Consider the following 23,901-nt stretch of genomic DNA (forward strand, 5'->3'; position numbering starts at 1 on the left):
CGCACCGGGGGCACGGGCGCGGCCCGTACACGTACAGCCGAAGCGGCGAGCGACTAGCGCCGCGCCACACCCTCCGCCCGAGCGGCAGCGGCGACCGCCGCCGTGACCGCCGGAGCGACCCGCTCGTCGAACGGGGACGGGATGACGTAGTCGGCGGCGAGCGCGTCGCCCACCACGTCCGCCAGCGCGGTCGCCGCGGCGATCTTCATGCCCTCGGTGATGCGCGAGGCACGCACCTGGAGCGCACCGGCGAAGATGCCGGGGAAGGCGAGGACGTTGTTGATCTGGTTCGGGTAGTCCGAGCGGCCCGTGGCGACGACCGCCGCGTACTTGTGGGCGATGTCGGGGTGGACCTCGGGGTTCGGGTTCGCCATGGCGAAGACGAACGCGCCGGAGGCCATGGACGCGACCGCGGGCTCCGGGACCGTACCGCCGGAAACGCCGATGAAGACGTCCGCGCCGGCGAGGGCGGATTCGAGGGATCCGCTCAGCCCCGCCTTGTTCGTCAGCTCCGCCAGCTCGCGCTTGACCGGCGTCAGGTCCTCGCGGTCGCGGCTGACGATGCCCTTGCGGTCGGCGACGGCCACGTCACCGAGACCGGCCTCCAGGAGGAACTTGGCGATGGCGACGCCCGCCGCGCCCGCACCCGAGATGACGGCGCGCAGGTCGGCCAGGGAGCGGCCGGTGAGGCGGGCCGCGTTGCGCAGGGCCGCCAGGGTCACCACGGCCGTGCCGTGCTGGTCGTCGTGGAAGACCGGAATGTCCAGGGCTTCCTGGAGCCGGCGCTCGATCTCGAAGCAGCGCGGGGCCGAGATGTCTTCGAGGTTGACCCCGCCGAAGGACGGGGCGAGACGGACGACCGTCTCGATGATCTCTTCGGTGTTCGTGGTCGCGAGCGCGATCGGCACCGCGTCGACGCCGCCGAACTGCTTGAAGAGGATTGCCTTGCCCTCCATCACGGGGAGGGAGGCTTCCGGACCGATGTCACCGAGGCCGAGGACCGCCGTGCCGTCGGTGACGACCGCGACGACGTTCGACTTCCAGGTGTAGTCGTTGACCAGGTCCGGCTGTTCGGCGATGGCGCTGCACACCTTGGCGACACCGGGCGTGTACGCGAGGGACAGGTCGTCCCTGTCGCGGATCGGCACGGTGGACTGGACAGCCATCTTGCCGCCCCGGTGGAGCGCGAAGGCCGGGTCGAAGGGCTCATCCAGCCCCGCGCCCGTACCGGTTTCAGGATTGACGATCTCCGCTGCCATTGTCTGTTGACCCCTTAAGTCTTCATCAGTTGAGGGTGGCCACTCCTGGTTGAGGAGGGGTGGGCGGGTCCGCGCACGTGCCCTGCCCGGGTGGTTGGCCCGCCCGGGCGGGGGGAGGTACGTGCGCGCGGGCGCGCCGCACACGCGCCCTGGGCCCCGGATGAGGGGTGTAATGGTCCTTCTTACCGGACGGGGCACACCGGCGACGAGTCCGTATCCGAGAGGTTGCCGATGGTGAGCAGAGCATCGGTGGAGTTGGGACGACTCATGAGGCGATGTCGGACAAGTTCCGTAGAAGTCCGGTACTTGTCCTGTTGTGCGGCTTGTTTTGTGTCCGCATCGCGAGACTTGCCGGAGTTTCTCCGGTAGTAAGGCAACAACCCTGCAGAAGGTCCGGCCTTGATGTACCGGCCCGTGGGGGTTCGGGGATCACCCGTTATCTGATTTTGACATGACCGGCCCCCTTAATGACCTGGTCCGAATGGCAAGATGCCGACATCACACCTGGTCGTGTCCGGTCGTGCCACTCAGAGCCGCGTGCTCGGCCACCGCGACCTGCCCGGACCACCGGGCCCCGGACCACCGGGAAACGGACGTACACCCTCATCTGCCGGAGGACCTCCATGACCGCTCTCACCCCCCGCCGCTCGGCCGCACGTTCCCGAATAGCCGCGGTCGGCGCGCTCGCGGTCGCCGGCGCCCTGGTTCTCACCGGTTGCGGCGACCAGACGAAGAAGGAGCCCTCGGGCGACGGCGGGAAGAAGTCCGGGGCGCCTCTGGCGAACCTGGTGCCCAAGGAGATCGCGGCCAAGGGCATCGTGACGGTCGGCTCGGACATCTCGTACGCTCCGGTGGAATTCAAGGACAAGGACGGCAAGGTGGTCGGCATCGACCCCGACATCGCCGCCGCCCTGGGCAAGCAGCTCGGCATCGAGTTCAAGTTCGAGAACGGTGACTTCGACGCCCTGGTGACCGGTCTGCGCGCCAAGCGCTACGACCTCCTGATGTCGGCGATGACCGACACCAAGGACCGCCAGGAGGGCATGGAGGACGGCAAGAAGGTCGGCGAGGGCGTCGACTTCGTCGACTACTACACCGCCGGCGTCTCCCTCTACACCCCCAAGGGCAAGACCCAGAACATCAAGACCTGGGACGACCTGTGCGGCAAGAAGCTCGTCGTGCAGCGCACCACCGTCTCGGAGGACCTGGCCAAGAAGCAGTCCGAGAAGTGCGAGAAGGACGGCAAGGGCAAGATCAAGATCGAGGCCTTCACCAACGACCAGCAGGCCCAGACCCGGCTGCGCTCGGGCGGCGCCGACGCCGGTTCCTCCGACTCCCCGGTGACCGCGTACGCGGTGAAGACCTCGGGCGGCGGCAATGACTTCGAGAAGGTCGGCGACGACGTCGACGCGGCCCCGTACGGCATCGCCATCTCGAAGCAGAACAAGGAACTGACGAAGGCCATCGAAGCGGCGCTCAAGGCGATCATCGCCAACGGCGACTACAAGAAGGCCCTGAGCAACTGGGGTGCCGAGGGCGGCGCGGTCACCGAGGTCAAGGTCAACGGCGGCTCCTGACCCACCCGTACCCCCACCGTGAGGCCCGAGAGGCAAAAGCTGTGACAGCTGACATGAACAAGAAGGGCCCGGAGGACTCCATACCGTCCTCCGCCGCCCCGACCGCCCCCGCGCCGCTCAAGGCGATCCCGGTACGGCACTACGGGCGGTACGTCTCGGCGGTCATCGCCATCGCCCTGCTGGTGGCGATTATTTCGGCGTTCGCCCGCGGCAAGATCAACTGGGGTGCCATCCCGGACTACTTCCTGGACGACCGGATTCTGGACGGCATGGTCCAGACCCTGCTGCTCACCTTCCTGTCGATGGCGATCGGGATCGTCGGCGGCATCCTGCTGGCGGTGATGCGGCTCTCCAAGAACCCGGTGACCTCGTCCATCGCGTGGTTCTACATCTGGTTCTTCCGGGGCACCCCGGTCCTGGTCCAGCTGATGGTCTGGTTCAACCTGGGCCTGGTCTTCGAGTACATCAACCTGGGTCCGATCTACAAGGACTACTGGTCGGTCTTCATGACCCCGCTGCTCACCGCGCTCCTGGGCCTCGGGCTCAACGAGGCGGCGTACATGGCGGAGATCTGCCGGGCCGGCCTGCTCGCGGTCGACGAGGGCCAGACCGAGGCGTCGCACGCGCTCGGCATGAGCCACGCCAAGACGCTGCGCCGGGTGGTCATCCCGCAGGCGATGCGCGTCATCGTGCCCCCGACGGGCAACGAGGTCATCAACATGCTGAAGACGACCTCGCTGGTCTCGGCGGTGCAGTTCGCCGAACTGCTGCGCCAGGCCCAGGACATCGGGCAGACCTCGGGCGCGGCGGTGGAGATGCTCTTCCTCGCGGCGACCTGGTACCTGATCCTGACCACGCTGTTCTCGATCGGTCAGTTCTACCTGGAGCGCTACTACGGGCGGGGGTCAAGCCGCGCGCTGCCCCTCACCCCCTTCCAGAAGGTCAAGGCCAACCTGGCCTCGCTGGGCAACCGCGCGGGAGCAATGCGATGACTGCGAAGACTGCGATGACGAAGAATTCCGGCACCCCCATGGTCAAGGCCGAGGGCGTCCACAAGTCCTTCGGTGCCGCGCACATCCTCAAGGGCATCGACCTGGAGGTGGCGCCCCGCGAGGTGTTCTGTCTGATCGGCCCGTCCGGTTCCGGCAAGTCGACCTTCCTCAGGTGCATCAACCACCTGGAGAAGGTGAACGCGGGACGCCTCTCGGTCGACGGCGAACTGGTCGGATACCGACAGAAGGGCGACAAGCTCTACGAGCTGAAGGACAGCGAGGTCGCCCGCAAGCGCCGCGACATCGGCATGGTCTTCCAGCGGTTCAACCTGTTCCCGCACATGACCGCCATCGAGAACATCATGGAGGCCCCGATCCAGGTCAGGGGCGAGTCCAAGGCGGTCGCCCGGGCCCGCGCCGAACGCCTCCTGGACAGGGTCGGCCTCGCCGACAAGGCTGGCAACTACCCCTCCCAGCTCTCCGGCGGCCAGCAGCAGCGCGTCGCCATCGCCCGTGCGCTGGCAATGGAGCCCAAGCTGATGCTCTTCGACGAGCCGACCTCGGCGCTCGACCCCGAACTGGTCGGCGACGTGCTGGACGTGATGCGCGGGCTCGCCGAGGACGGCATGACGATGATCGTCGTGACCCACGAGATGGGATTCGCGAGGGAGGTCGGCGACTCGCTGGTCTTCATGGACGAGGGCGTGGTCGTGGAATCCGGCCACCCGCGCGACGTCCTGACGAACCCTCAGCACGACCGCACGAAGTCGTTCCTGTCGAAGGTGCTGTGAGTCGCACACGGCGGTAGACGGGGAAGGGGCGGTACGGCTTTCGCCGTACCGCCCCTTGCGCATGCGTACGACGGCGGGCGCGGCACCCGTACGACAACGCCCGCGCGGGGGCGGCCCGCGCAGCAGCGCGCGCACCGCAACACCCCTACGACAACGCCCGCCCAGGGGCGGCCCGCGCAGCACGCGCGCACCGCAACACCCCTACGTCCGAAGCTACTTGACCGCAAGCACCAGCGAGTCCGAGGGCGACGCCCACACCGCCCGCGCCTCCCCGAACCCGGCCGCCCGCAGCGTCGCCGCGTGCCACTCCAGCGAGGGGGTCTCACCGTCCGCGTGCTCACCGAAGATCGCGAAACGCTCGGCGGTGGGAGCCGCCAACTCCGGGTCGGCGGCGGCCAGTTCCCACCACTGGGCCCAGTCCCGCACCTCTCCTCCCGCCCCACCCTTCGTACGCTCCATCAGCGCGTGCCGCAGCGCCCGCTCGGCGGCGTTGATCCGCGGGGTCGTCGAGTCCTTCATCCGGTCGGCGTTCATGAACACCCCGCCCCCGCGCACCAGTTCACCGATCTCCCCGTACAGCGTGCCGAGCGGTCCCAGCTTCAGCCAGTGCAGGGCGGTGGCGGTCAGCACCGCGTCGTAGCTCTCGTACGGAAGCTTGCTCCGCCAGCCGGGGTCGGCGAGGTCCGCGGACACGAACTCGACCCGCCCGTCCCCCTCGAAGGACCCGCGGGCGATCGCGAGCAGCGCCGGATCGAGGTCGACGCCGGTACTCGTCGCCTTCGGGAACCGCCGCAGCAGCCTGCCCGTGATACTTCCCGTACCGCACGCGAGGTCGAGCACCCGCGGCTCGGGCCCGACGACCGCCTCCACCATGTCGAGCATGACCCGGAAGCGCTCCTCGCGGTCGGGCATGTACCACTCCTGCTGCCGGTCCCAGCTCCGCTGCCACGCCGCCCAGTCCGTACCCGACCGGCCCCCGGCCGCACCCGCCCCGCCCGCACCCATCGACTGATCCACCACGGGAAACCACCCACTCCGTAATACTCTCGACCGAGAACCGCCCATTACGTCAGACGCTCGCACCGAGACTAGACCGCCCCTGTAAGGACTACAAGTGGAACTGGCCTATTACGCTGACTACGCCGTACGCCTGGTGAACAGCGAGGAACCGGCTCGCAACAAGGACTCCCTCACCTCGGTGGAAGCGGTCCGCGACCTGTTCGGCGGCAATCAGCAGGCGGCCCGCCGGGCCACCGACGCCGACGTCACCCGCTTCCGTTCGGTACGCGCCCGCCTCCGCGCGATCTTCGAGGCGGCCGACACCGGCGACGAGACCCTGGCCGTCGACCTCCTCAACTCGCTCCTCCTCGAATTCCCGGTGAGCCCGCAGATCTCCGGCCACGAGACCCGCAAGAGCGACGGCCGGCCCGACTGGCACATGCACCTCGCCGAGCACCCCTCGAACGTGACCGCGGGTTACGCGGCGACCGCGTCCATGGGACTGGCCTTCCACGTCACCGAGCACGGCCCGGAACGCCTCGGCCTGTGCCAGGCCGCACCCTGCCGCAACGCCTACCTCGACACGTCGACCAACCGCTCCCGCCGCTACTGCTCCGACCGGTGCGCGACCCGCGCCAACGTCGCCGCCTACCGCGCCCGCAAGCGCCTGGAGACAGAACGGTCCGCCAGCACGGGCCGCACCGCCGACAGCAACCACGAGACGACCGCGCCGACGGACCTCTGACGCCCGGCCCGCATCGGCCGGTACCTGGCCCGTACCCGCCCGAGCACCAGGGCGGGCGGTACGGCCCCGAAGGTGCGGGAGTCGGACATCTCCTCGTCCCGGTTGTCCCCGAGCGCCCACCACCCGCTCTCCCGCCGCTCCACGATCCGCTTCACCACCAGCAGATCCTGCTGCAACGGGTGCCGCAGCACGGCCACGTCACCCGCCCGGACCTCGGCGCCCCAGTGGACCAGCACCTGATCGCGGTGACGCAGCGTCGGCACCATGGAGAGCCCGCCGACCTCGGCGACCCCGAACGGCAGCACGGCCCGCTGAGCCCCACGCTCCCCGCCCTGCTCCCGCGCCCGCTCCCTCTCCCGTCCCCTCTCCCTCTCCCTCTCCCTCTCCTGCTCCCGCCCGTACTCCGGCCCGTACTCCGTCATCTGCGGCACCTCCCGGTTCCGATCCATCACCGCCCCCGGTCCCATACTCACCCCGGACTTTTGACGTAAGCCCCCGGGGGCACTCGCGAAAAGGCGCTCTCCACGGAGTAATCTCCACCCTTGAGAAGACGATCACGAGGAAGGATGCGATTTACATGCTCTCCCGCCTGTTCGCCCCCAAGGTCAAGGTCAGCGCCCACTGCGACCTCCCGTGCGGCGTGTACGACCCCGCCCAGGCCCGCATCGAGGCCGAGTCGGTCAAGGCCGTCCAGGAAAAGATGCAGGCCAACGACGACGCGCACTTCCAGGCGCGCGCCGTCGTCATCAAGGAGCAGCGCGCGGAGCTCGCCAAGCACCACGTCTCGGTGCTCTGGAGCGACTACTTCAAGCCCCCGCACTTCGAGAAGTACCCGCAGCTGCACCAGTTGGTCAACGACACCCTGAAGGCCCTCTCGACCGCCAAGGCGTCGACGGACCCGAAGACCGGCGAGAAGGCTCTTGAGCTCATCGCCGAGATCGACCGCATCTTCTGGGAGACGAAGAAGGCCTGACGCCTTCGCCGCCCCCCACTGACCGCACCCGGTCCGCAGGTCACCCTTCGGGGTGGTCGTGGCGGACCGGGTGCGGTCGTTCTGGGTGAAGCGCGGTCGCTCGGTGACGGGCCGGTGGCCCCGCCGTGGGGCCCTTTCCGGTGGGGTTACTCCTCGTCCCAAAAACCTCGAACAGGCTCCAAAGCCCCACGCGTGGCGGTACGTTCACCATCCCCCCACAACCACCGCAGCACCATCGAAGGGGAACCGTGAGTCAGCCGCCACCGCCCGGACCGCACCAGTACCAGCAGCAGCCATACCCCGGGCAGCAGTACGCCCCGTACCCGCCGCCCCCGAAGAAGGGCATGTCGACCGGTGCCGTGGTCGCGCTCGTCCTGGGCGGCCTGTTCCTTCTGCTCCTGCTCATCATCGTGATCGTCGCTGCCGCCTTCAGCGACGGCGGAGACACCAGCGGCAAGCCCAAGAGCCCGCCCGTTTCCGTGTCGAACGCACCGGACGCGAAACCCGCCGACAGGGCTCCCGTCGCGAAGGCACCGGCTGCCACATCGCAGGCTGACCAGTTCAAGGCGTTCGTGGCGACGTCAGGCACCAGCACCGAGAAGGCCGCGGCCAAACATGTGACGCGTGTGCAGGGGGCGGACAAGAAGAACGACATCATGGACGTCGCGGAGATCCACACCGACTACACGGGCGGGCTCCTCGGCCCGCACGGCGGGGACGGCAAGCTTCTCGCCACCGCGTTCGCCGAGTGGAAGTCCTCCAAGAACGGCCTGGTGTCCGTTTACGACGCCAAGGGCGAACTCCTCGCCAACGGCAACTACTGAACGAGGACCGATCCGATCCACCGCAAGCGGACTGCTCCGTGTCGTCTTCCGGCGCATGGAGGCAGCCGCTTCACAGGGAAGGCGTTGGTGCCCCCGAAGACGTAACTGCCCTACCGCCGGGCCGGGTTCGCGTCGGTCGTCCGACGCGCGAGGGTCCGGGAAGCAGTACGGTGGAGGCGTACCGTAAGGCCGTTCGAGCCGGATGGATCCGGACGTGGCAACGGCCTTGGGCGGGTCGCTCCAAGAACGAGAGGCATCGCAGCGCATTCCCTGTCGGCGGGCGTGACACGGCCTTCAAGAGGCCGACATTTCTTCCGCCGTCGACGTGGCCGGGCCCTGCCGCCGTCGAGGACGGAAGCCGGCCGACAGGCAGGCGGCGCATGTCCACCACCGACCGCGAAGTACGCATCGCCCAGGCCGTCCTCGCCCTCACGCACCTCCGCGCGGACTTCGATCCGCTGGAGCTGCTGCACGACCTGACCGCCCAGGCAGTCGCCCTGCTGCCGGTACGGTGCGCCGGCATCACCGTCCTGGACCACCACGGCGACAGCTCCCTCTACGTCACCGCATCCGACGAGCGGTGCCTGGCCCTCGAAGAGGACCAGGCCGAGCTGAACGAAGGCCCTTGCCTCGACAGCGCCCGCAGCCAGCAGGATCTGCCGGTGACCTCACTGACCGGGCCGCCGGGCACCACCCGGTGGCCTCGCTTCGCGCTCCGCGCCCGCGAGGCCGGGATCACTGCGGTCGCCGCGGTGTCCCTGCGCCTGCCGAACGGAACCGTGGGCGCCCTGAACCTGCTGATGGCCGCCCCGCCCTGCCCCAGCAGCCGCGACCTGCAACTGGCCCGGACACTGTCCGAGGCCACCAGCGCGGCCCTCGCCCATCGACAGCGGCTGGCCGACAAGGACCAGTTGGCCGGCCAGCTGCAGATCGCGCTGGACAGTCGGCTGATCATCGAACAGGCCAAGGGCGTACTCACCGCCCGCCTCGGCGTCGGCATGGACGAGGCGTTCCAGCGGCTGCGCGTACATGCCCGCTCCCGGCAGCAGAAACTCACCGAACTGTCGACGCTGATCGTCCGGGGCGACGTGCCCGCCGGCCTGCTCGCCCCCCACCCGGTGGGCCCGCGCCCGTCACCGCGAGCCGCACGAATCTCCTCCGAGACCCATCCCGGGGAGGACCTGTGAGGGACAGCGGTGAGTTCACCGGCCTTCTGGACCGCCTGCACCGGGCCGCCCGTACCGGCAGCGACCTGTCCGCGGCTCCGGCTGCCGACGCCGCCCGCCTGTTGCGTCTCGACGCCCTGACCCTGACCCTGCGCTCCCGCCTGGGCGCGCTGGAACTGCTGTGGGCCGACCCCGGTGACCCTCTCGGCCCGGCCCTGGAAGACTTGCAGTACACCCTCGGCGAAGGCCCCACCATGGACGCCGCCAGGACCGGACGCACCGTCACCGAGTTCGACCTGAACGCCGCACCCGCCGACCGCTGGCCGCTGTTCACCCCCGCCGCCTGCGACCTGTCGGCCCACGCCGTCATCGCCGTCCCGCTGCTCCTGGGCGTCGCCACCGTCGGCGTCCTGTCCGGTTACCGCATCGTCTCCGGTCCCTTCCCCACCGGCCAGCGCCACGACCTCGACGAGTTCGCCCGCGTGGCCCTGAACCTCCTGCTGCACACACCACTCCAGTCCTTGGCCACCGGCGTCCACGGCCCGGACCTGCACCGGGCCGCCGTCCACCAGGCCGCCGGCATGCTCACCGTCCGCCTCGGCATCAGCATCGACGAGGCCCTGATCCGGCTGCGCGCCGATGCCTGGAGCCAGGACCTGCCCCTGCTCCACGTCGCCCGCGCCATCGTCTCGGGCCACGCCCACGTCACCTCCGACGACTGAACGGGCCCTCCTGAGCGAGGCCCCCTCAGTCCTGTCCGCGCAGCACCGTGCAGCGTTCAGCCAGCAGGTCGACACAGTCCCGGATCTCCGGCACCGGCGTACCGGCACGCTCCCGCATGATCACGATCGCCTGAATGGTTCGCTCCTCGGCGACCAGCTCGTCCACCTCGGCCCGCGCTGCGGCCGAGAGCCTGTCCCACAGGGAACCCGTCATACCGACCATTGAACCCGCCGCCTTCCCAGAGGCTCCCCCGCTCCGCCGACCGCCCCGTCCCGTGAGGTGGGTGCCGCTAGGCGGAACCGGTGGTGCCGGGCGGCAGAGTCTGCTGGCCGGGCGGCAAGGTCTGCTGATAGAGCGCCACCAGCACGCCGTGCACCGGCTGGTCCTCTGCGCTCTCCTGCGCCTCGTCGACCAGTCGGGCGAGGGTCTCGCCGAGTTCTCCGGCCTTCGCCGGGCTGAGACGCAGGTGGCGCAGTGTCAGGTGGGGCTCGACGGGTGAGAGGTCCAGTTCCTGGGCGACCGCGGCGAGCATCGCCGCGGTGCCTGCCGCCTGGGGTTCGGCGACGACCATGCGCCGGGCCGTGCGCTGGTGGTACTGCTCGGTGCCGCCGCGGACCTGGCGGCTCTCGGCGATGTGGACCAGCCCGGCTTCGCGCAGCACTTTGAGGTGGTGGGCCACGGTGCCCTTCTTCGCGTCGAGCTGCGCCGCGAGTCGGCTGACGGTGGCGGGCCGGTGGCCCAGGGCGAAGAGCAGCCGCTGGCGCAAGGGGTGGGAGAGCGCCGCGAACTGCTCGGGCGCACCGATCTCCAGGACGTCCTCAGGAGGTGGCGGGTAGGAAGGCTGGTCGCGCATACCGAAAGTGTCTAATTTGTTTGACGCTTTCGCAAGGGTGGTGCTCTACTCCCGGCCATGACGACTCAGACACAGCTTCGCCCGGCACCTGTCATCGACGAGACGGTCCGGCTCCTGACCGAGCACTACGTCTTCCCCGAGACCGCCCGGCAGCTCGCTGACCTGCTGCGGCGACGCCTCGCGGAGGGCGCCTACGACGTCGACGGCGCCGAGGAACTCGCCCGGCTGGTCACCGCTGACCTGCAGTCCGGCAACGGCGACCAGCACCTGAGGCTGAAGTACCACCCCGACCAGGTGTCTCCGGAGCAGGGGGCCGCCACCCTGGACTCCATCCGCCGGGAATTCGACACCTCGCTGGGCGGTGCGCCCCGGGTGGAGTTGCTCGACGGAGGGGTCGCCGTACTGGAGCTGGCACCGATGCTGTTTCCGCTGGAGTGGGCCGCCGAACCGTTGAGCGCCGCGCTCACCCTGGCCTCCCGCGCCCAGGCACTGATCGTGGACCTTCGCGCCAACCGGGGCGGCGACCCGGACTCGGTCGCCTTCGTCTGCAGCTACCTCCTGGACGAGCGCACCCACCTCAACACCATGCACTGGCGCGGCGGTGAGCGCAGGGAGCAGTCCTGGAGCCTGCCGTACGTTCCCGGCGCGCGCTTCGGCGGCAGCAAGCCGTTGTACGTGCTGTCCAGTGACAGCACCTTCTCCGCGGCCGAGGAGCTGGCGTACGACCTGCAGCAGCTCGGCCGCGCCGTGGTCGTCGGCGAGCGCACCCGCGGCGGCGCACACCCGCGCAGGGGCTGGACCGTGCACCCGCACCTGGAAGCCACCGTCCCCACCGGCCGCGCCGTCAACCCCGTCTCCGGCACCAACTGGGAAGGCACCGGCGTGCAGCCGGACGTCCCCTGCGCCGCTGCCGACTCCCTCGACCGCGCTCACGCACTGGCCCTCGCCCGGCTGACGGGCTGACTCGGTCCGGCCCGTCGACCGGGGTTCCCGCAGCGGGCCGGGGCCGGGCTTGGACGGCCTCCGGACCGGCCCGTAGGTTGGTGCGGCCGAATGCGGTCGAATGCGGATACGACTGCGGGTACGAGTACGGATGCGGGTGGGGAGCATGGCGGGGTCTGCGGTGCGGGAGAAGGGGCCTGGGTCCGGGCGAATACCCGGGCGCGGGGCCGGGTCGGGGGCCGGATCCAAGACCCGGTCCGGGTCCGGGGCCACGGCCGCGGATTCGTACCCCCGGGGCGAGCGCCTTCTCGCCGCGCTGCGGGAGCGGCTTCCCGGGCCGCGCGTGCTGGCGTGGTCACTCACCGGGCTCTTCTTCGTGCTCTATTCCACAGTGGCGATTCTTCGCCACGACCGCATGCTCAACGGCGGGTTCGACATCGGGATATTCGAGCAGGCGATCAAGGCCTATGCGCACGGGCAGGCCCCTGTTGTTGAATTGAAGGGGCCGGGATTCAATCTCCTCGGAGATCATTTCCATCCGATTCTGGTGCTCGTGGCGCCTTTCTACCGTCTCTTCCCCGGTGCGGAAACCCTGCTCGTCGTGCAGTCCGCGCTGCTCGCGTCGGCATGCTTTCCGCTGACGCGGTGGGCGCACCGTGCCGTCGGGCCCGTTGCCGCGCTGGTGGTGGGGTGCGGGGTCGGGGCGTCCTGGGGGATCGTCTCGGCGGCGGCCAAGGACTTCCACGAGATCGCCTTCGCCGTGCCGTTGCTGGCGTTCAGCGCGGTCGCACTCGGACAGCGGAGGTGGTGGGCGGGGGCGCTGTGGGCGGCGCCGCTGCTGCTCGTCAAGGAGGACCTCGGGCTGACGCTGTCCGCCGTCGGTGCGTACATCGCCTGGCAGGCGGTACGGGAGCGGCGGGGTTCGAAGCCTGTCGCGGCCGGGGTGACTGCGCGCATCCGGCTGGGAATCGGCGTCATTCTGCTCGGCGCACTGGGCACCGCCCTGGAGATTCTCGTCCTTCTTCCCGCGATGAATCCCAGCGGCGGGTTCGCCTACTGGGGACAGATTCCTGGTGATGAAACCGCAGATTCCGCAAACGTACTGGCCCTCGCACTCGGGGTTTTCTGGCCGCCGATGAAATGGCTGTTGCTGCTCATGCTGGCGGCGCCGGTCGCCTTCTTCGGGGTGCGTTCTCCGCTGCTGCTGCTCTGCCTGCCGACCCTCGGCTGGCGGTTCGTGGCGGGCAACGAGCACTACTGGCAGCCGGGGTTCCACTACAGCGCGATCCTGATGCCGGTGCTGTTCGCCGGTTTCGTGGACGTGCTCAGCCGGCGGAAGGACCTGCTGCCCGGGGTGCGGCGCCGGCGCGCGCTCGCCTTCTCCGCCGCCTTCACCGCGGTCACGGCGGCCGTCTATCCGCTCCACGACCTCGTCGTGCCCTCCGCCTGGCGCACCCCGGAGCACGTCGTCGTCGCACGAAAGGTCCTCGACCGGATCCCGGACGGCGACACCGTCGCCTCCTCCAACCGCCTCGCGCCGATGCTCACTTCGCGTACGACCGTCAGCCTGGTCTGTTACGGGACCGGGCCCGACCCCACGGCCCCCACCGGCCTCCCCGCGCGCCCGCCGCAATGGGTGGTCGTCGACCGCACCGACCCCACCGTCAAGGTCCCCTGCCCGGTCGCCCGGACCGAGCGCATGCTCCGCCTGTACCGCGAGCACGGCTACGTACAGGTGACGGAGCAGGACGGCGTCACCCTGCTGCGCAGGCCGTAGCGGCCGCTCAGCGCACCCGGCGGGCCGGTCGCATCGGGCGGTCCGGCCGCAACCGGCCCTCCACCACGTCGCGCGCCGTGTCGTGGAGCTTGCGCTGGTGCGCGCGGGCATGCCCGCGCAGGACGGCGAAGGCTTCGTCCACGGTGAGCGACAGTCTGGCCGAGAGGACGCCCTTGGCCTGCTCGATGACCAGTCTGCTGGTCAGGGCCTGCTCCAGCTGCGCCGCCCTGATCCGGCTCGCGCTCAGCTCGCGCTCCCGGAGCAGGGAGATCGCGGCGGCGTCCGCCAGGCACTGTCCGAGATCCAGCACACCGGCCGGCAGGGCGTGCGGGTCGGTGCAGAACAGGACGAGTGCGCCCACGACTTCGTCACCCTGGCTCAGGGGGATCGCGCCGACCCGGGCGTACCCCCGCTCCCGCGCCTCGGGTGCGTAGCGCGGCCAGCGCGCGTCGGCCGAAAGCCCCGCTAACGGATCGTCGGGCGGGGAGTCGAGCGGGACGTCGGGCGAGGCATCGAGCGGGACGTCGAGGCCGACGCCACCCCTCAGGCAGTCGGGGCCTGGGCCCTCCTCCCAGTCGGCGGCGAGCCTCGCCAGGGTCTCGGCCTGCGGGTCCGAAGCGGCGGTCCTGGTGGGCCTGGCGCCGGTGGGAGCGAGCTGCACCGCGGCGGCGTGCACGTCGAGGAGCCCGACGGTGTTGTCGGCGAGCATGGTCAGGTACGTCAGGACGTCATGGGCGTCGTCCAGCGCGCCGACGGCCTCCGCGATCGTCACGAAAGTGCGGGCGAGCCGCTGGTGCGAAGTGGCCATCACGTCTGCCGCCCTCTCTGATTCCTCACGCGCCCCGTCTCGTACGGCAGTTGACACCCACCGGCGGACACGGGCGCGGGTGCTGGTCGCACCGCTGGTCTCAGTCAACACCGAACCGGCCGACGGGAAGCCGCAAAGAGCCGGAAACAATTTGCTCTGCGACAGATTCGGCTGATTCCCCTACCGCGAAGGCCCGCGCCTTGATCAGCGCCAGGGCGTCCCCGACCGAACACCGCGCCTGCTCCGAGAGCAGCCCGGCAGCCTGGTGGACGATCACCCGCAGGTCGGCGCCGCCGTACAGGTCGCGGTCCGCGTCGGGCCCCAGCAGCACCCCCTCGGTCAGCGTCGCCGCCAGCTCGTCGAGGGCGCCCGATTCGACGAGTCCTGGCCGGGGGTCGAAGACGGTCAGCACCCCGATGCAGCCGGACGGCTCGGTCAGCGGCAGGGCGGCCACCGCGGAAAGTCCCAGCCCGGAAAGGCCCGCGCCGTACCCGGGCCAGCGCAGCTCGACGGCCGGTCCGCTGGCGGTGACGACGTGCCGTCCGCCCACCGCCTCGCTGGCCGGCCCGTCACCCAGCACGTACTCCAAATTCTGTGCGTCGCGGGCGCGTTGGTCGGAGGCGGCGACGGCGAGGTGGGTGAGGTCGAGCGCGGTCAGGGTGAGTGCGACGCTCCTGGACCCACACGCATCGGCGACCTCGGCCATGAACACGGGGCGGGCGCCGCGGCCCTCCGACCACTGCGCCGCGCGCCGGGCGAAGGCTTCCTGGAGCCTCGCCGCCTCCCGGTGGCGGGCGGCGACCTTGCGGTGCGTACGGGCCATGGAGTCGTGGAACGACTGGTCGGTCTCCTCGGCGAGCCGCTCGTGCCGCTCGGCCAGACGCATCTGGCGTTCCTCGCGCAGAGTTGCCGCTGCGGCGCGGCGGCGGGCCGCCTCCGCCTGGTCGACCACCGGTTCCGGATTCCCGCCCCGTGCCGTCATTCCTCCAGCGTACGTCCGGCGGAGCGGCTCGTAACGCTCCTACGGGACATCTTCCATCAGCAGGACGACGCCCCCGTTGTGACCGTCGAACGGGGAGCACACCACGGAACAGTTGATGGTGCGGCCGAGACGGTTGACGGCGGGGATGGTGACGGGTCCGGCGCGCTTGCCGGCGACGACGCACTGCTGGACGACCTCGCGCAGTCCGGTGGTCGGCAGGCCGAAGACCAGGGCGAAGAAGTCCTCGTCGACGACCTCCTCGGTCCGCAGCCCCCACAGGTCGAAGGCCCCCTTGTTCCAGCTCTTCACCCGCATGTCGGCGGACAGGACGACGACACCGGCGGCGATGGAGCGGACGACGCCCTCCAGGAAGGCACGGGTCTCGTCGAGGTCCGCGGTGCGCATCCGCATCTCGTCGGTCATGGTCTCCATCTCCTCCTGCCCCGACTGGAGTTCCTCGTTGGTGGTCTCCAACTCCTCATTGGTGGACTGGAGTTCCTCATTGGTTGTCTCCAGCTCCTCGATGCTGGACTGGAGTTCCTCGTTGGTGGTCTCCAACTCCTCGTTCGTGGACTGGAGTTCCTCGTGGGAGGTCTCCAGCTCCTCGCGAATCCGCTTGACCTCGGCCCTGAGCTGCGTGGTCACCGTGACGTCGGTGAAGGTGATGTGGGTGGCTGTGGGCAGCCCGGGCCCGCCCGACAGTGGCTGGATGAGGATGTCGAAGTACTGCACCTCGTCACCCATGCGGCGTTCGGCGGCGTTGACGCACATGGCACGCCGCTCCTGACCCGCCTGCTCGATGAGGGAACGCAGCTCGATGGGCCGGTAGGAGAGCTCCAGGTCCTGGAAGGGGCGCCCGATGTCGTGGACGGTCAGCCCGAACCGCGACCGCGCCTGATGGTTGATCATGACGACGGTGCCCTCGGCGTCCAGGGCGACCCCCGCGCTGGGCGCGGAGTCCAGGATCAGGTCGCGCAACTGGCGGGCGCGGGTGGCGGCGCGCGGTTCCGTGCCGGTCCCCGCGGTGGCTCTCGGCTTGTGCCCGGTGGCGGAGTGCGGCGGGCCCTCGCCGCCGGGGCGGCTGCGGAAGATGCGCTGGCGGATGCTGACCGCCTCGAACCGTTCGGTGTCGTTGAGCAGCATCTCCGCCTTGCCGAGGAAGAGGTGGCCGCCCTCGCTCAGCGCGAAGTGGAACCGGTCGAGGATCTGGGACTGCGCCTCGACGTTGAAGTACATCAGGGTGTTGCGGCAGACCAGCAGGTCCAGGCGGGAGATCGGGGCGTCCTTGGTGATGTCGTGCCGCCCGAAGATCACCCGACGGCGCAGATCGGGCCGGAAGGCGTACTTGGCCCCGCTCGGCTCGAAGTACTTGTCGCGCAGCGCGGCGGAGAGCGGCTCCAGCACCTTCGCCGGGTACAGCCCGCCCCTGGCCTCGCGCAGCGCCTCCTCGTCCACGTCGGTGGCGTAGATCTTCACCCGCTCCAGGCTCTCCTCGATGCCGAGGACCTCCGCGAACACGATGGCCAGCGAGAACGCCTCCTCGCCGCTGGAGCAGCCGGCGCTCCACACCCTGATCTCGGCGCCCGGGCCGGATTCCTCGATCACCCGCGGTACGACCTCGCGCTGGAGCAGGTCCCAGGCGTCGGGGTCGCGCAGGACCGAGGTGACGTTGATCAGGATGGTGTTGAACAGGGCCCGGAACTCGTCGGTGTCCGTCTCCAGGACGTCGCGGTAGTCGTCGTACCCCTGCACTCCCACGTCGCTCATCCGCTTGCGGATGCGGCGGCCCAGGCTGGACCGCTTGTATCCGGTGAAGTCGAAGCCGCGGGCGTCCCGCAGGAAGCGGAGCAGCTTCTCCAGCCCCTGGTCGGTCTCCGGGCCAGAGGCCGGATCTCTCGTCACTGCTGACTACCCCTGTCTGCTCGGTGGCCGGGTGTCCGCCCGGTCGTCGGGCGGTGCCGCACCCACGCACACGCGCAGTGCGGCGGCAAGGCCCTCAAGGGGTAGCACACGGTCGGCGACGCCCGTGGCCACCGCTGCGGACGGCATCCCGTCGAACTCGGCGCCGGCCGGATCCTCGACCAGCACCGTCCCCCCGGCCTGCTTGACCCTGACCGCGCCCTCCGCGCCGTCCCGGCCCGTACCCGTGAGTACGCAGACGAGGGCGCGCGGCCCGTAGGAAGCGGCGAGGGAGCCGAAGAGGAGGTCGGCGCTCGGCCGTACGAAACAGACCGGCGGGGCGGCGGACAGCTCCACCTCTCCGCGGGCGCGGAGCAGCAGGTGCCGGTCGGGCGGCGCCACGTACACCTGGCCCGGCCCGGCGGTCTCTCCTGGCTCGGCCAGCTTCACGGGCAGTGCGGAGCGCCGGGAGAGCACCTCCGCGATGAAGGTGCGGTGCGTGCGGTGGAGGTGCTGCACGACGACGACGGGCACCGGGAAGTCCGCGCCAAGACCGCCGAGGACCACCCCGAGCCCGTGGACCCCGCCCGCGGACGCGGCGAGGGCCACGACGGCGACAGCCTCCCGACGCTGCGGCTCCCGCGCCTGCTCGGATACCTGTTGTCCGGAGCTCACAAGGCGAGCGTAGCGGACGAACCGGTCACCGTCCGGGCCGGATCGGGCCGGGTGCACGGGCCCCGACCGAAAGCCGGACAGGGGCCCGGACAGGGGCCCGGACAGGGATCCGGACAAGGCCCGGAGCAGGGCCCGAACCGGGATCCGGACAAGGCCAGGACAGGAGCCTGACAAGGGCCCGGAGCAGGGTCGCGCCACGGCCCGCCGCACCGCCTCGAAATTTCTCCGTCCGGTACGCATGACCCGCCGGCCCCCGGGCACGTGAGCGTACGAGGGCCCCGCCACGTTCCCCCGTCGTGGCGGGGCCCCTCGCGTCCCGCCCCGTGATCCTGCCGTGCGCTACGCCCCCACCAGCGGACTCCCCGCCCGCTCCAGCCACTCCCGGTACCCCGCCGCCCGTAGCGCCGCGTCCCGGTAGGCGCCCTCCAGGTCCGCGTACAGGAGCGGAAATTCGGGCATTCCCGGGCGGGCGGCCAGGAGCAGGCGGACGCCCAGGGGGTCGTCGCGGAGGGGGCGGATGGCCATGTCGTCGCGGGGGCCCGAGGTGGGCTGGCAGGGGGCCACCGCCTCGCCGATGACGATCAGGGAGGAGGCGGTGAGGTAGTCGCCGTGCAGGAGCGGCGGGTCGAGACCGGCGGCGGTCAGGACGCGGCGCAGTCCGTCGCGCTCGCCGTCCACGCTCGGGTCGACCATCCAGCGGTCGGCGGCCAGGTCGGCGAGGTCCACGACGGAGGCCGAGGCCGCCGGGTGGTCGATCGAGAGGGAGACGAACTGGGGCTCCCGGTCCAGGAGCACGCGGATCTCCAGGCCCGCCGGAATACGGAGGGGGCAGCCCTCGACCTCGTGCACGAAGGCCACGTCGAGGGTGCCGCAGGACACCATGCGCAGGAGCGCGTTGGCCGACACGTCGACGTGGAGGGTGGTGCCGGTGTCGGGGAGGCGCAGCCGGAGCCTGCGCAGCCAGCCCGCGACGACCCGGCTGGCGGTGGAGCCGATGCGCAGGGCCGGGCCGCCGCCCACCGCGCGGGCGGCCTCGGCGCGGGTTTCCGTGATGAGTTCGGTCATGCCGTCGACCAGGGGGCGGGCCCTGGCGAGGAGGGACTGGCCGAGCAGGGTGGGGCGGCAGCCGGTCGGGCGGCGGGAGAAGAGTTCGGCGCCCACGGAGTTCTCGATGCGGCGCAGCTGGGTGGTCAGGGACGGCTGGCTCATGCCGAGGGTACGGGCGGCCTTGTGCAGACTGCCCGCGTCCGCGATCGCACACAGTGCACGAAGATGTCGCACCTCCAGCTCCATGGGGGTGAGAGTAGAGCTGCGGAACCGCCGGCACCAGATGTTCTCCTGGTGGTCATGGGGTCAACTGGCTGGAATTCAGCACAGGTTGAGAGCGACAGGGACGGTCACCGAGTGGCCGGGGGCAGGGGATGTCGTCGTGCTATCACCGGTTGACATCATCCGCAGCACCCTCCCGCGCCCCCACACTCTCCCCAGTCCCACCCACGCCCGGACCCACCGGGCCCACGGACAAGCAGGGAGAACCCCCCACCATGAGACACCCCCGCGCCCTCCTCGCCACCGCTCTCGGCCTCGGCCTCGCCGCCGTCGGCGCCGCACCCGTCGCGAACGCCACCACGACCGCCCCGGCGCCCACGAGTTCGTACGCCGCGTACGAGCAGTCCAAGGAGAACGCAGCCGCCACCAAGGCGTTCCAGCAGGCCGTCATGAAGTCGGTCCGCGAGCAGCGGGCCGCCAACCCGGGCATCAAGGTCGTCACGGTGCGCTACAACGCCTCCAGCGCACCGACCTTCCGCACGCAGATAGCCCGCTCCACCCAGATCTGGAACAGCTCCGTCAGCAACGTGAAGCTCCAGGAGAGCACCTCCGGCGCCAGCTTCACCTACCGCGAGGGCAATGACTCGCGCGGCTCCTACGCCAGCACGGACGGTCACGGGCGCGGCTACATCTTCCTGGACTACCGGCAGAACCAGCAGTACAACTCCACCCGCGTCACCGCCCACGAGACCGGCCACGTCCTGGGCCTCCCGGACCGCTACTCCGGCCCGTGCAGCGAGCTGATGTCGGGCGGTGGCCCCGGCACGTCCTGCCAGAACGCCACCCCGAACGCGGCCGAGCGCGCCCGCGTCAACCAGCTGTGGGCGAACGGGCTGGTCGGCTAGCAGCACCTGGAAATACCCGTCAGCACCCGCACCGAACTGCCGCGTGCCCGCGCGATCCGGTCCTCACCTCCCCGACCGGATCCGCGGGGGCACGCGGCACCGCCGTGTGCGCACCGCCGTGTGCACACCGGCTCGGCAGGCCGGCTCGGCAGGCCGGCTCGGCAGGCCGGCTCGGCAGGCCGGACGATCAGCCCGCGAATGCCTGCGGAGGCTTGAAATCCCCCTGTACGTGCGTGAGTTCGGCCCTCGGTGCGGGGAACGCGCCCCGGTGTCCGGTACCCCGGCCCTCGTCGGGCCTGCGTTCGAAGTCGGGGCAGCGGTGGGTCTCCTGGACGGTGCCGGAGCCGCTGTCCCAGAGGTCGAGGAGGCCACCTCGGTCCTCGACCGCGCGGTACGCGTCCTTGGCGTCCCGGAAGCAGGTCAGCGCGCCGAAGAATCCCGTACCCGAGCCGCCGGGGAAGTAGTCGGAGAAGGCGCACGAGAGGCACGACTTGAGGTAGCTGCCGGAGGGGAGCCGGCGCTGGATCTCGGCGAGGGCGCCCGCGAAGTCGTTCTCCGCGCGCCCGGACAGGAACAGCGCGCCGTCGAAGTGCAGGGCGAGCCCGAGGTGCACGCGGTCGAGGCCGGGGCCGTCGGGTACCGGGCTGCCGAGGGTGAGCAGGCAGCGCAGGACGGCACGGTGGACCGTCCCCGCGTCGTACACCGGCATCGGTATGTCCCACTCCAGGACGCAGCCGCACAGCGTTCCCTGCGGGGTGAGCGCGAACAGGCCCCCGTCCGGGGGCTCTTCCGGCGCCGGGCGCAGCGCGTCGAAGCTCTGGCCGGTGAACTCGGCGCCTCTGATGCGGGCGTGCAGCCGCCGCCCGTCCGTGCTGATGGTGAGGGCTTGCGTACCGGCACGATCCCGGTACCAGCCGACCCATGACTCTCCTGTCATGGGCGGGACTTTAGTGCGTCCGGGAGGCCTGCCGATCAAGGACGGCCACCGCGGCGGGCTGCGGGCGGCGGCCGTCCCTGCGCGGGGTCACCGGATCTTGCGGTACGTCGAGACGATCGCACCGTTGTCGAAGGTCCGGCACTCCGTCAACTCGTAGCGGCGCAGGGCAAATCCGGCGGACGCCATCGGGGTGCCGGAGCCGACGAGCAACGGGTACGTCTTGATGATCAGCTCGTCGATCTCGTCGATGAGCTGGCCCGCGATGTCGCCGCCGCCGCAGAGGTAGATGCCGAGTCCGCCTTCCTCGGCCTTCAACTCCCGCACCTTGCCGACCAGATCGTCACGGATCAGCTCGACGGCCGGGTCCGGGTAATCGGTGAGGGTGCGGGAGGCGACGTACTGGCGCAGATGCGCGAACGGGCTGGTGATGCCCTGGTCGAAGGCGACCTGGTTGCTCCTGCGGCCCTGGACGATCGTGTCGAACCGGGTCAGCGGCTTGTCGTCGAGACCGAGGTGCTTACGGGCGAAGGTGGGCAGGGTGTCGGCGAACTCGCCGAACATGAAACGGTGGTACTCGCCGGTCGCCAACTGCTCGAAGAACGCGCCGTCGCCCGTTTCCGGGTGGCCGATGAAACCGTCGAGGGAGGAGGCGATGTAGTAGGTCAGCTTGCGCAAGCGGGTCAGCCCTTCAGCCGGGAGTAGGTGAGTACGACGGTGCCGTTGGTGAACGTGCGGGTGGAGTCGAGCGCGAACGAGTGCACGCCGAACTCGGCGGTGAAGACCGGGATCCCGTCGCCGAGGACCACCGGGTAGACCTTGAGGACGAGCGCGTCGATCTCGTCCAGGAGCTGGCCGGCCAGGTTGCCGCCGCCGGCGAGGTAGATGCCGAGTCCGCCTTCCTCGGCCTTCAACTCCCGTACCTTCGCGGCGACGTCGCCAAAGACGAGCTCGACGTCCGGGGACGGGGAGGGCCCGGCCTCGGCGAGGCTGCGGGAGACCACGTACTGACGCAGGTGCGCGTACGGGCTGGTGATGTCGATGTCGAGGGCGGCCTGGTAGGTGGTGCGGCCCTGGAGCATCGTGTCGAAGTGCGTGTTGGGCCGGTCGTCGGCTTCGAAGTGCCGGCGGATGTGGGTCGGGATGCACTCCGGGTACTCACCGATCAGGAAGTCCTTCAGGAACTCCTCACTGACCGGGTAGGCGTCGACCGCGAGGTCGGGGGCCGCGATGAAGCTGTCGATGGACATTCCGACGAAGTACGTGAGCTTGCGCAAGCGGGGTCCTTTTCCGGGTGTGGGTGTGGGTGTGGCTTCTCCGAGAGGTGGCTGTGGCCCGTCGCCGGAACCACGACAGCTATAGTGCTTCAGGTGTAGTGGTTGCGCAAGCCCTTTGCGGTACGAGATTGCCGTACGAAAAGTGAGAAGGAAGAGACCCCATGGCCAAGAACCCCGAGCGCCGAACCGCCCTGCTGGACGCCTCCATCGAGGTGCTCACCCACGAAGGCGCCCGCGGGCTCACCTTCCGTGCCGTCGACACCCGCGCGGGCGTGCCCACCGGCACGGCGTCCAACTACTTCGCGGACCGCGACGCCCTGCTCGCCCAGACGGCGGCGCGGGTCAACGAGCGCATGATCCCCGACCCGGCCCACGTCGCCCGTCTGATGGCCCCGGAGCCGTCCCGGGAGCTGGTCGTCGACCTGATGCGCGACCTCGTGCGCCGCATGGTCGCCGAGCGCTCCGGCTATCTGGCGATGCTGGAGCTGCGGCTCGAAGCCACCCGGCGACCCGGTCTGCGCGAGGAGCTCAACCGGACCGTCAAGGAGCAGTTCGACGAGAACCTCCGCTTCCACCAGGCAGCGGGCCTGCCGGGCGACGCCGACGCCATGCGGGTCCTCTACCTGGCCATGACCGGCCTGCTGGTGGAGCACTTCACGCTGCCGGAGATGCTGTCGGACACCCCCGAGGCCCTGGACGAACTGGTGGCGATCACGGTGGAGCGGATCTTCCCGACCGCGTGACTCCCGTACGCGTGGCTCCCGGCCGCGTGACTCCCGTACGTGTGCTTCTGCTTCTGCGCGCACGCCCGTCACATCTGCGCGAACGTCCGCTACTTCTGCGGGAAGGTCCGCGGGTCGCGCCACATCGGGTACATCAGCGGCCCCCCGTCCGGCAGCCGCAGCGGCTCCCCGAGGTCGGCGAAGCCCCTGCGCCGGTACAGCTCCCGGCTGCGCTCACTGCTCGCCTCCAGGTACGCGGCCGTTCCCTCGCGGTCGCAGGTCTCCAGTACGGGCGCCATCAGCGCGGAGCCGAGGCCCTCGCCCTGCCGCTCCGGGTCCACGGCGATGATCCACAGATAGGCGTGCTCCCGGTGGTGCGGGTGGTTCGCGGCGGTGAACGTGCCGACCAGCTCGATGCGCGCGTTGCCCGGGTCGACGGCGGCGCGCAGCTGCGCGGGGCCGTCGTCCGGCTCGGGCTCGCCCGCCGGGGTGGGCAGCCACATCGCGACGGCCGACAGGTCCTCCGTCACGTCCACCCAGCCGTGCTTGAGGACCAGGTCGAAGAAGGCCCCCATCATCTGCGCGTGGACCCTGCCGTAGTGGCCGGGCTCGGGAAATATCCACTGGCTCACCGGGTCGTCCCGGAACGCCTCGTCCACCAGCCGCAGCGCCGCGTCCCGGTCCGCCCAGGTCGCCTGCCGTATCCGTACGCCCATGCCCGTCTCCGTCTCCCCGACCGCGCAGCGTGCGCGGGCGTCCGTGCTCAACGAACGCCCATGATCGCAGAGTTGGGGGTACGGGGAGGGGCC

At 70.4% G+C, this 23,901-nt stretch carries 26 protein-coding genes; 12 read left to right on the plus strand and 14 right to left on the minus strand.

What is annotated here, in order from left to right; translation table 11 throughout:
• Positions 1 to 53: 53 nt before the first annotated feature.
• Positions 54 to 1,259, minus strand: coding sequence for an NAD(P)-dependent malic enzyme (locus tag ACWGIG_RS19985; protein ID WP_453322957.1), 1,206 nt, complete (start codon positions 1,257 to 1,259; stop codon positions 54 to 56).
• Positions 1,260 to 1,882: 623 nt separating this feature from the next.
• Here ACWGIG_RS19985 and ACWGIG_RS19990 point away from each other — a divergent pair.
• Genes ACWGIG_RS19990 through ACWGIG_RS20000 form a run of 3 tightly spaced genes read left to right on the plus strand, consistent with a single transcriptional unit; the run spans position 1,883 to position 4,619 of the window.
• Complete coding sequence (locus tag ACWGIG_RS19990; protein WP_453322958.1) at positions 1,883 to 2,836, plus strand: ABC transporter substrate-binding protein; 954 nt, start codon at positions 1,883 to 1,885, stop codon at positions 2,834 to 2,836.
• 53 nt (positions 2,837 to 2,889) lie between these two features.
• Entirely contained in the window at positions 2,890 to 3,828 is a 939-nt protein-coding gene (locus ACWGIG_RS19995) for an amino acid ABC transporter permease (RefSeq protein WP_453322979.1), read from the plus strand.
• Positions 3,825 to 4,619 (plus strand): amino acid ABC transporter ATP-binding protein, encoded by a 795-nt coding sequence (locus ACWGIG_RS20000; protein WP_453322959.1) that lies wholly within the window; start codon positions 3,825 to 3,827, stop codon positions 4,617 to 4,619. Before ACWGIG_RS19995 ends, ACWGIG_RS20000 begins: the two co-directional genes overlap by 4 nt.
• Before the next feature lie 213 nt (positions 4,620 to 4,832).
• Here ACWGIG_RS20000 and ACWGIG_RS20005 read toward each other — a convergent pair whose 3' ends face one another.
• Positions 4,833 to 5,624, minus strand: a complete 792-nt coding sequence (locus ACWGIG_RS20005) for a class I SAM-dependent methyltransferase (RefSeq protein WP_453322980.1) — start codon at positions 5,622 to 5,624, stop codon at positions 4,833 to 4,835.
• A 109-nt stretch (positions 5,625 to 5,733) separates the two neighbouring features.
• Between ACWGIG_RS20005 and ACWGIG_RS20010 the strand changes: the two genes are divergently transcribed.
• Positions 5,734 to 6,363: a CGNR zinc finger domain-containing protein gene (locus tag ACWGIG_RS20010; protein ID WP_453322960.1), complete on the plus strand. Its 630-nt coding sequence runs from the start codon at positions 5,734 to 5,736 to the stop codon at positions 6,361 to 6,363.
• Here ACWGIG_RS20010 and sodX read toward each other — a convergent pair.
• On the minus strand, positions 6,267 to 6,785 hold the full coding sequence (gene sodX / locus ACWGIG_RS20015) for a nickel-type superoxide dismutase maturation protease (RefSeq protein ID WP_453322961.1): 519 nt from the start codon (positions 6,783 to 6,785) through the stop codon (positions 6,267 to 6,269). The two genes, ACWGIG_RS20010 and sodX, sit on opposite strands and share 97 nt — an antisense overlap.
• A gap of 155 nt (positions 6,786 to 6,940) precedes the next feature.
• Here sodX and sodN point away from each other — a divergent pair, with 155 nt between their 5' ends.
• The 4 genes from sodN (at position 6,941) to ACWGIG_RS20035 (ending at position 10,048) form a co-directional block, all read left to right on the plus strand.
• Entirely contained in the window at positions 6,941 to 7,336 is a 396-nt protein-coding gene (sodN, locus tag ACWGIG_RS20020; protein WP_362418364.1) for a superoxide dismutase, Ni, read from the plus strand.
• Between the two features lie 248 nt (positions 7,337 to 7,584).
• Positions 7,585 to 8,160, plus strand: coding sequence for a hypothetical protein (locus tag ACWGIG_RS20025; RefSeq protein ID WP_453322962.1), 576 nt, complete (start codon positions 7,585 to 7,587; stop codon positions 8,158 to 8,160).
• A gap of 380 nt (positions 8,161 to 8,540) precedes the next feature.
• Positions 8,541 to 9,347 carry an ANTAR domain-containing protein gene (locus tag ACWGIG_RS20030; protein WP_453322963.1) on the plus strand — a complete coding sequence of 269 codons (807 nt, stop codon included), beginning with the start codon at positions 8,541 to 8,543 and terminating at the stop codon, positions 9,345 to 9,347.
• On the plus strand, positions 9,344 to 10,048 hold the full coding sequence (locus tag ACWGIG_RS20035; RefSeq protein ID WP_453322964.1) for a GAF and ANTAR domain-containing protein: 705 nt from the start codon (positions 9,344 to 9,346) through the stop codon (positions 10,046 to 10,048). Before ACWGIG_RS20030 ends, ACWGIG_RS20035 begins: the two co-directional genes overlap by 4 nt.
• A gap of 25 nt (positions 10,049 to 10,073) precedes the next feature.
• Here the strand turns inward: ACWGIG_RS20035 and ACWGIG_RS20040 are convergent, their stop codons facing one another.
• On the minus strand, positions 10,074 to 10,262 hold the full coding sequence (locus ACWGIG_RS20040; protein ID WP_453322965.1) for a hypothetical protein: 189 nt from the start codon (positions 10,260 to 10,262) through the stop codon (positions 10,074 to 10,076).
• A gap of 76 nt (positions 10,263 to 10,338) precedes the next feature.
• Positions 10,339 to 10,902 carry an ArsR/SmtB family transcription factor gene (locus ACWGIG_RS20045; RefSeq protein ID WP_453322966.1) on the minus strand — a complete coding sequence of 188 codons (564 nt, stop codon included), beginning with the start codon at positions 10,900 to 10,902 and terminating at the stop codon, positions 10,339 to 10,341.
• Positions 10,903 to 10,959: 57 nt separating this feature from the next.
• On the opposite strand from ACWGIG_RS20045, the gene ACWGIG_RS20050 reads away from it, so the two are divergent.
• Together ACWGIG_RS20050 and ACWGIG_RS20055 are read left to right on the plus strand one after the other, a co-directional pair.
• Positions 10,960 to 11,865, plus strand: coding sequence for a S41 family peptidase (locus tag ACWGIG_RS20050; protein ID WP_453322967.1), 906 nt, complete (start codon positions 10,960 to 10,962; stop codon positions 11,863 to 11,865).
• A gap of 145 nt (positions 11,866 to 12,010) precedes the next feature.
• Entirely contained in the window at positions 12,011 to 13,621 is a 1,611-nt protein-coding gene (locus ACWGIG_RS20055; protein WP_453322968.1) for a DUF2079 domain-containing protein, read from the plus strand.
• A 7-nt stretch (positions 13,622 to 13,628) separates the two neighbouring features.
• On the opposite strand, the gene ACWGIG_RS20060 is transcribed toward ACWGIG_RS20055, so the two are convergent.
• The 5 genes from ACWGIG_RS20060 to ACWGIG_RS20080 form a co-directional block, all read right to left on the minus strand.
• The gene (locus ACWGIG_RS20060) at positions 13,629 to 14,429 is read right to left on the minus strand and encodes an ANTAR domain-containing protein (RefSeq protein ID WP_453322969.1); all 801 of its coding nucleotides are present in this window, start codon (positions 14,427 to 14,429) and stop codon (positions 13,629 to 13,631) included.
• A gap of 100 nt (positions 14,430 to 14,529) precedes the next feature.
• Positions 14,530 to 15,411, minus strand: coding sequence for an ANTAR domain-containing protein (locus ACWGIG_RS20065; RefSeq protein WP_453322970.1), 882 nt, complete (start codon positions 15,409 to 15,411; stop codon positions 14,530 to 14,532).
• A gap of 39 nt (positions 15,412 to 15,450) precedes the next feature.
• Entirely contained in the window at positions 15,451 to 17,313 is a 1,863-nt protein-coding gene (locus ACWGIG_RS20070; protein WP_453322971.1) for a CheR family methyltransferase, read from the minus strand.
• A gap of 6 nt (positions 17,314 to 17,319) precedes the next feature.
• Positions 17,320 to 17,985: a chemotaxis protein CheB gene (locus tag ACWGIG_RS20075; protein ID WP_453322972.1), complete on the minus strand. Its 666-nt coding sequence runs from the start codon at positions 17,983 to 17,985 to the stop codon at positions 17,320 to 17,322.
• A 339-nt stretch (positions 17,986 to 18,324) separates the two neighbouring features.
• A complete protein-coding gene (locus tag ACWGIG_RS20080) occupies positions 18,325 to 19,278 on the minus strand; it encodes a LysR family transcriptional regulator (protein ID WP_453322973.1) in 954 nt (317 codons plus the stop codon).
• Between the two features lie 251 nt (positions 19,279 to 19,529).
• On the opposite strand from ACWGIG_RS20080, the gene snpA reads away from it, so the two are divergent.
• Positions 19,530 to 20,159 carry a snapalysin gene (gene snpA, locus ACWGIG_RS20085; protein WP_453322974.1) on the plus strand — a complete coding sequence of 210 codons (630 nt, stop codon included), beginning with the start codon at positions 19,530 to 19,532 and terminating at the stop codon, positions 20,157 to 20,159.
• A 187-nt stretch (positions 20,160 to 20,346) separates the two neighbouring features.
• On the opposite strand, the gene ACWGIG_RS20090 is transcribed toward snpA, so the two are convergent.
• The 3 genes from ACWGIG_RS20090 to ACWGIG_RS20100 form a co-directional block, all read right to left on the minus strand.
• Positions 20,347 to 21,096, minus strand: coding sequence for a DUF6304 family protein (locus tag ACWGIG_RS20090; RefSeq protein WP_453322975.1), 750 nt, complete (start codon positions 21,094 to 21,096; stop codon positions 20,347 to 20,349).
• A gap of 87 nt (positions 21,097 to 21,183) precedes the next feature.
• Positions 21,184 to 21,771 (minus strand): dihydrofolate reductase family protein, encoded by a 588-nt coding sequence (locus tag ACWGIG_RS20095; RefSeq protein ID WP_453322976.1) that lies wholly within the window; start codon positions 21,769 to 21,771, stop codon positions 21,184 to 21,186.
• Between the two features lie 5 nt (positions 21,772 to 21,776).
• Entirely contained in the window at positions 21,777 to 22,370 is a 594-nt protein-coding gene (locus ACWGIG_RS20100; protein WP_453322977.1) for a dihydrofolate reductase family protein, read from the minus strand.
• A gap of 161 nt (positions 22,371 to 22,531) precedes the next feature.
• Between ACWGIG_RS20100 and ACWGIG_RS20105 the strand changes: the two genes are divergently transcribed.
• Positions 22,532 to 23,113, plus strand: coding sequence for a TetR/AcrR family transcriptional regulator (locus tag ACWGIG_RS20105; protein ID WP_453322978.1), 582 nt, complete (start codon positions 22,532 to 22,534; stop codon positions 23,111 to 23,113).
• Between the two features lie 89 nt (positions 23,114 to 23,202).
• On the opposite strand, the gene ACWGIG_RS20110 is transcribed toward ACWGIG_RS20105, so the two are convergent.
• Positions 23,203 to 23,808 carry a GNAT family N-acetyltransferase gene (locus ACWGIG_RS20110; protein WP_453322981.1) on the minus strand — a complete coding sequence of 202 codons (606 nt, stop codon included), beginning with the start codon at positions 23,806 to 23,808 and terminating at the stop codon, positions 23,203 to 23,205.
• Positions 23,809 to 23,901: the final 93 nt, after the last annotated feature.

Source organism: Streptomyces sp. NPDC054863, assembly GCF_053610825.1.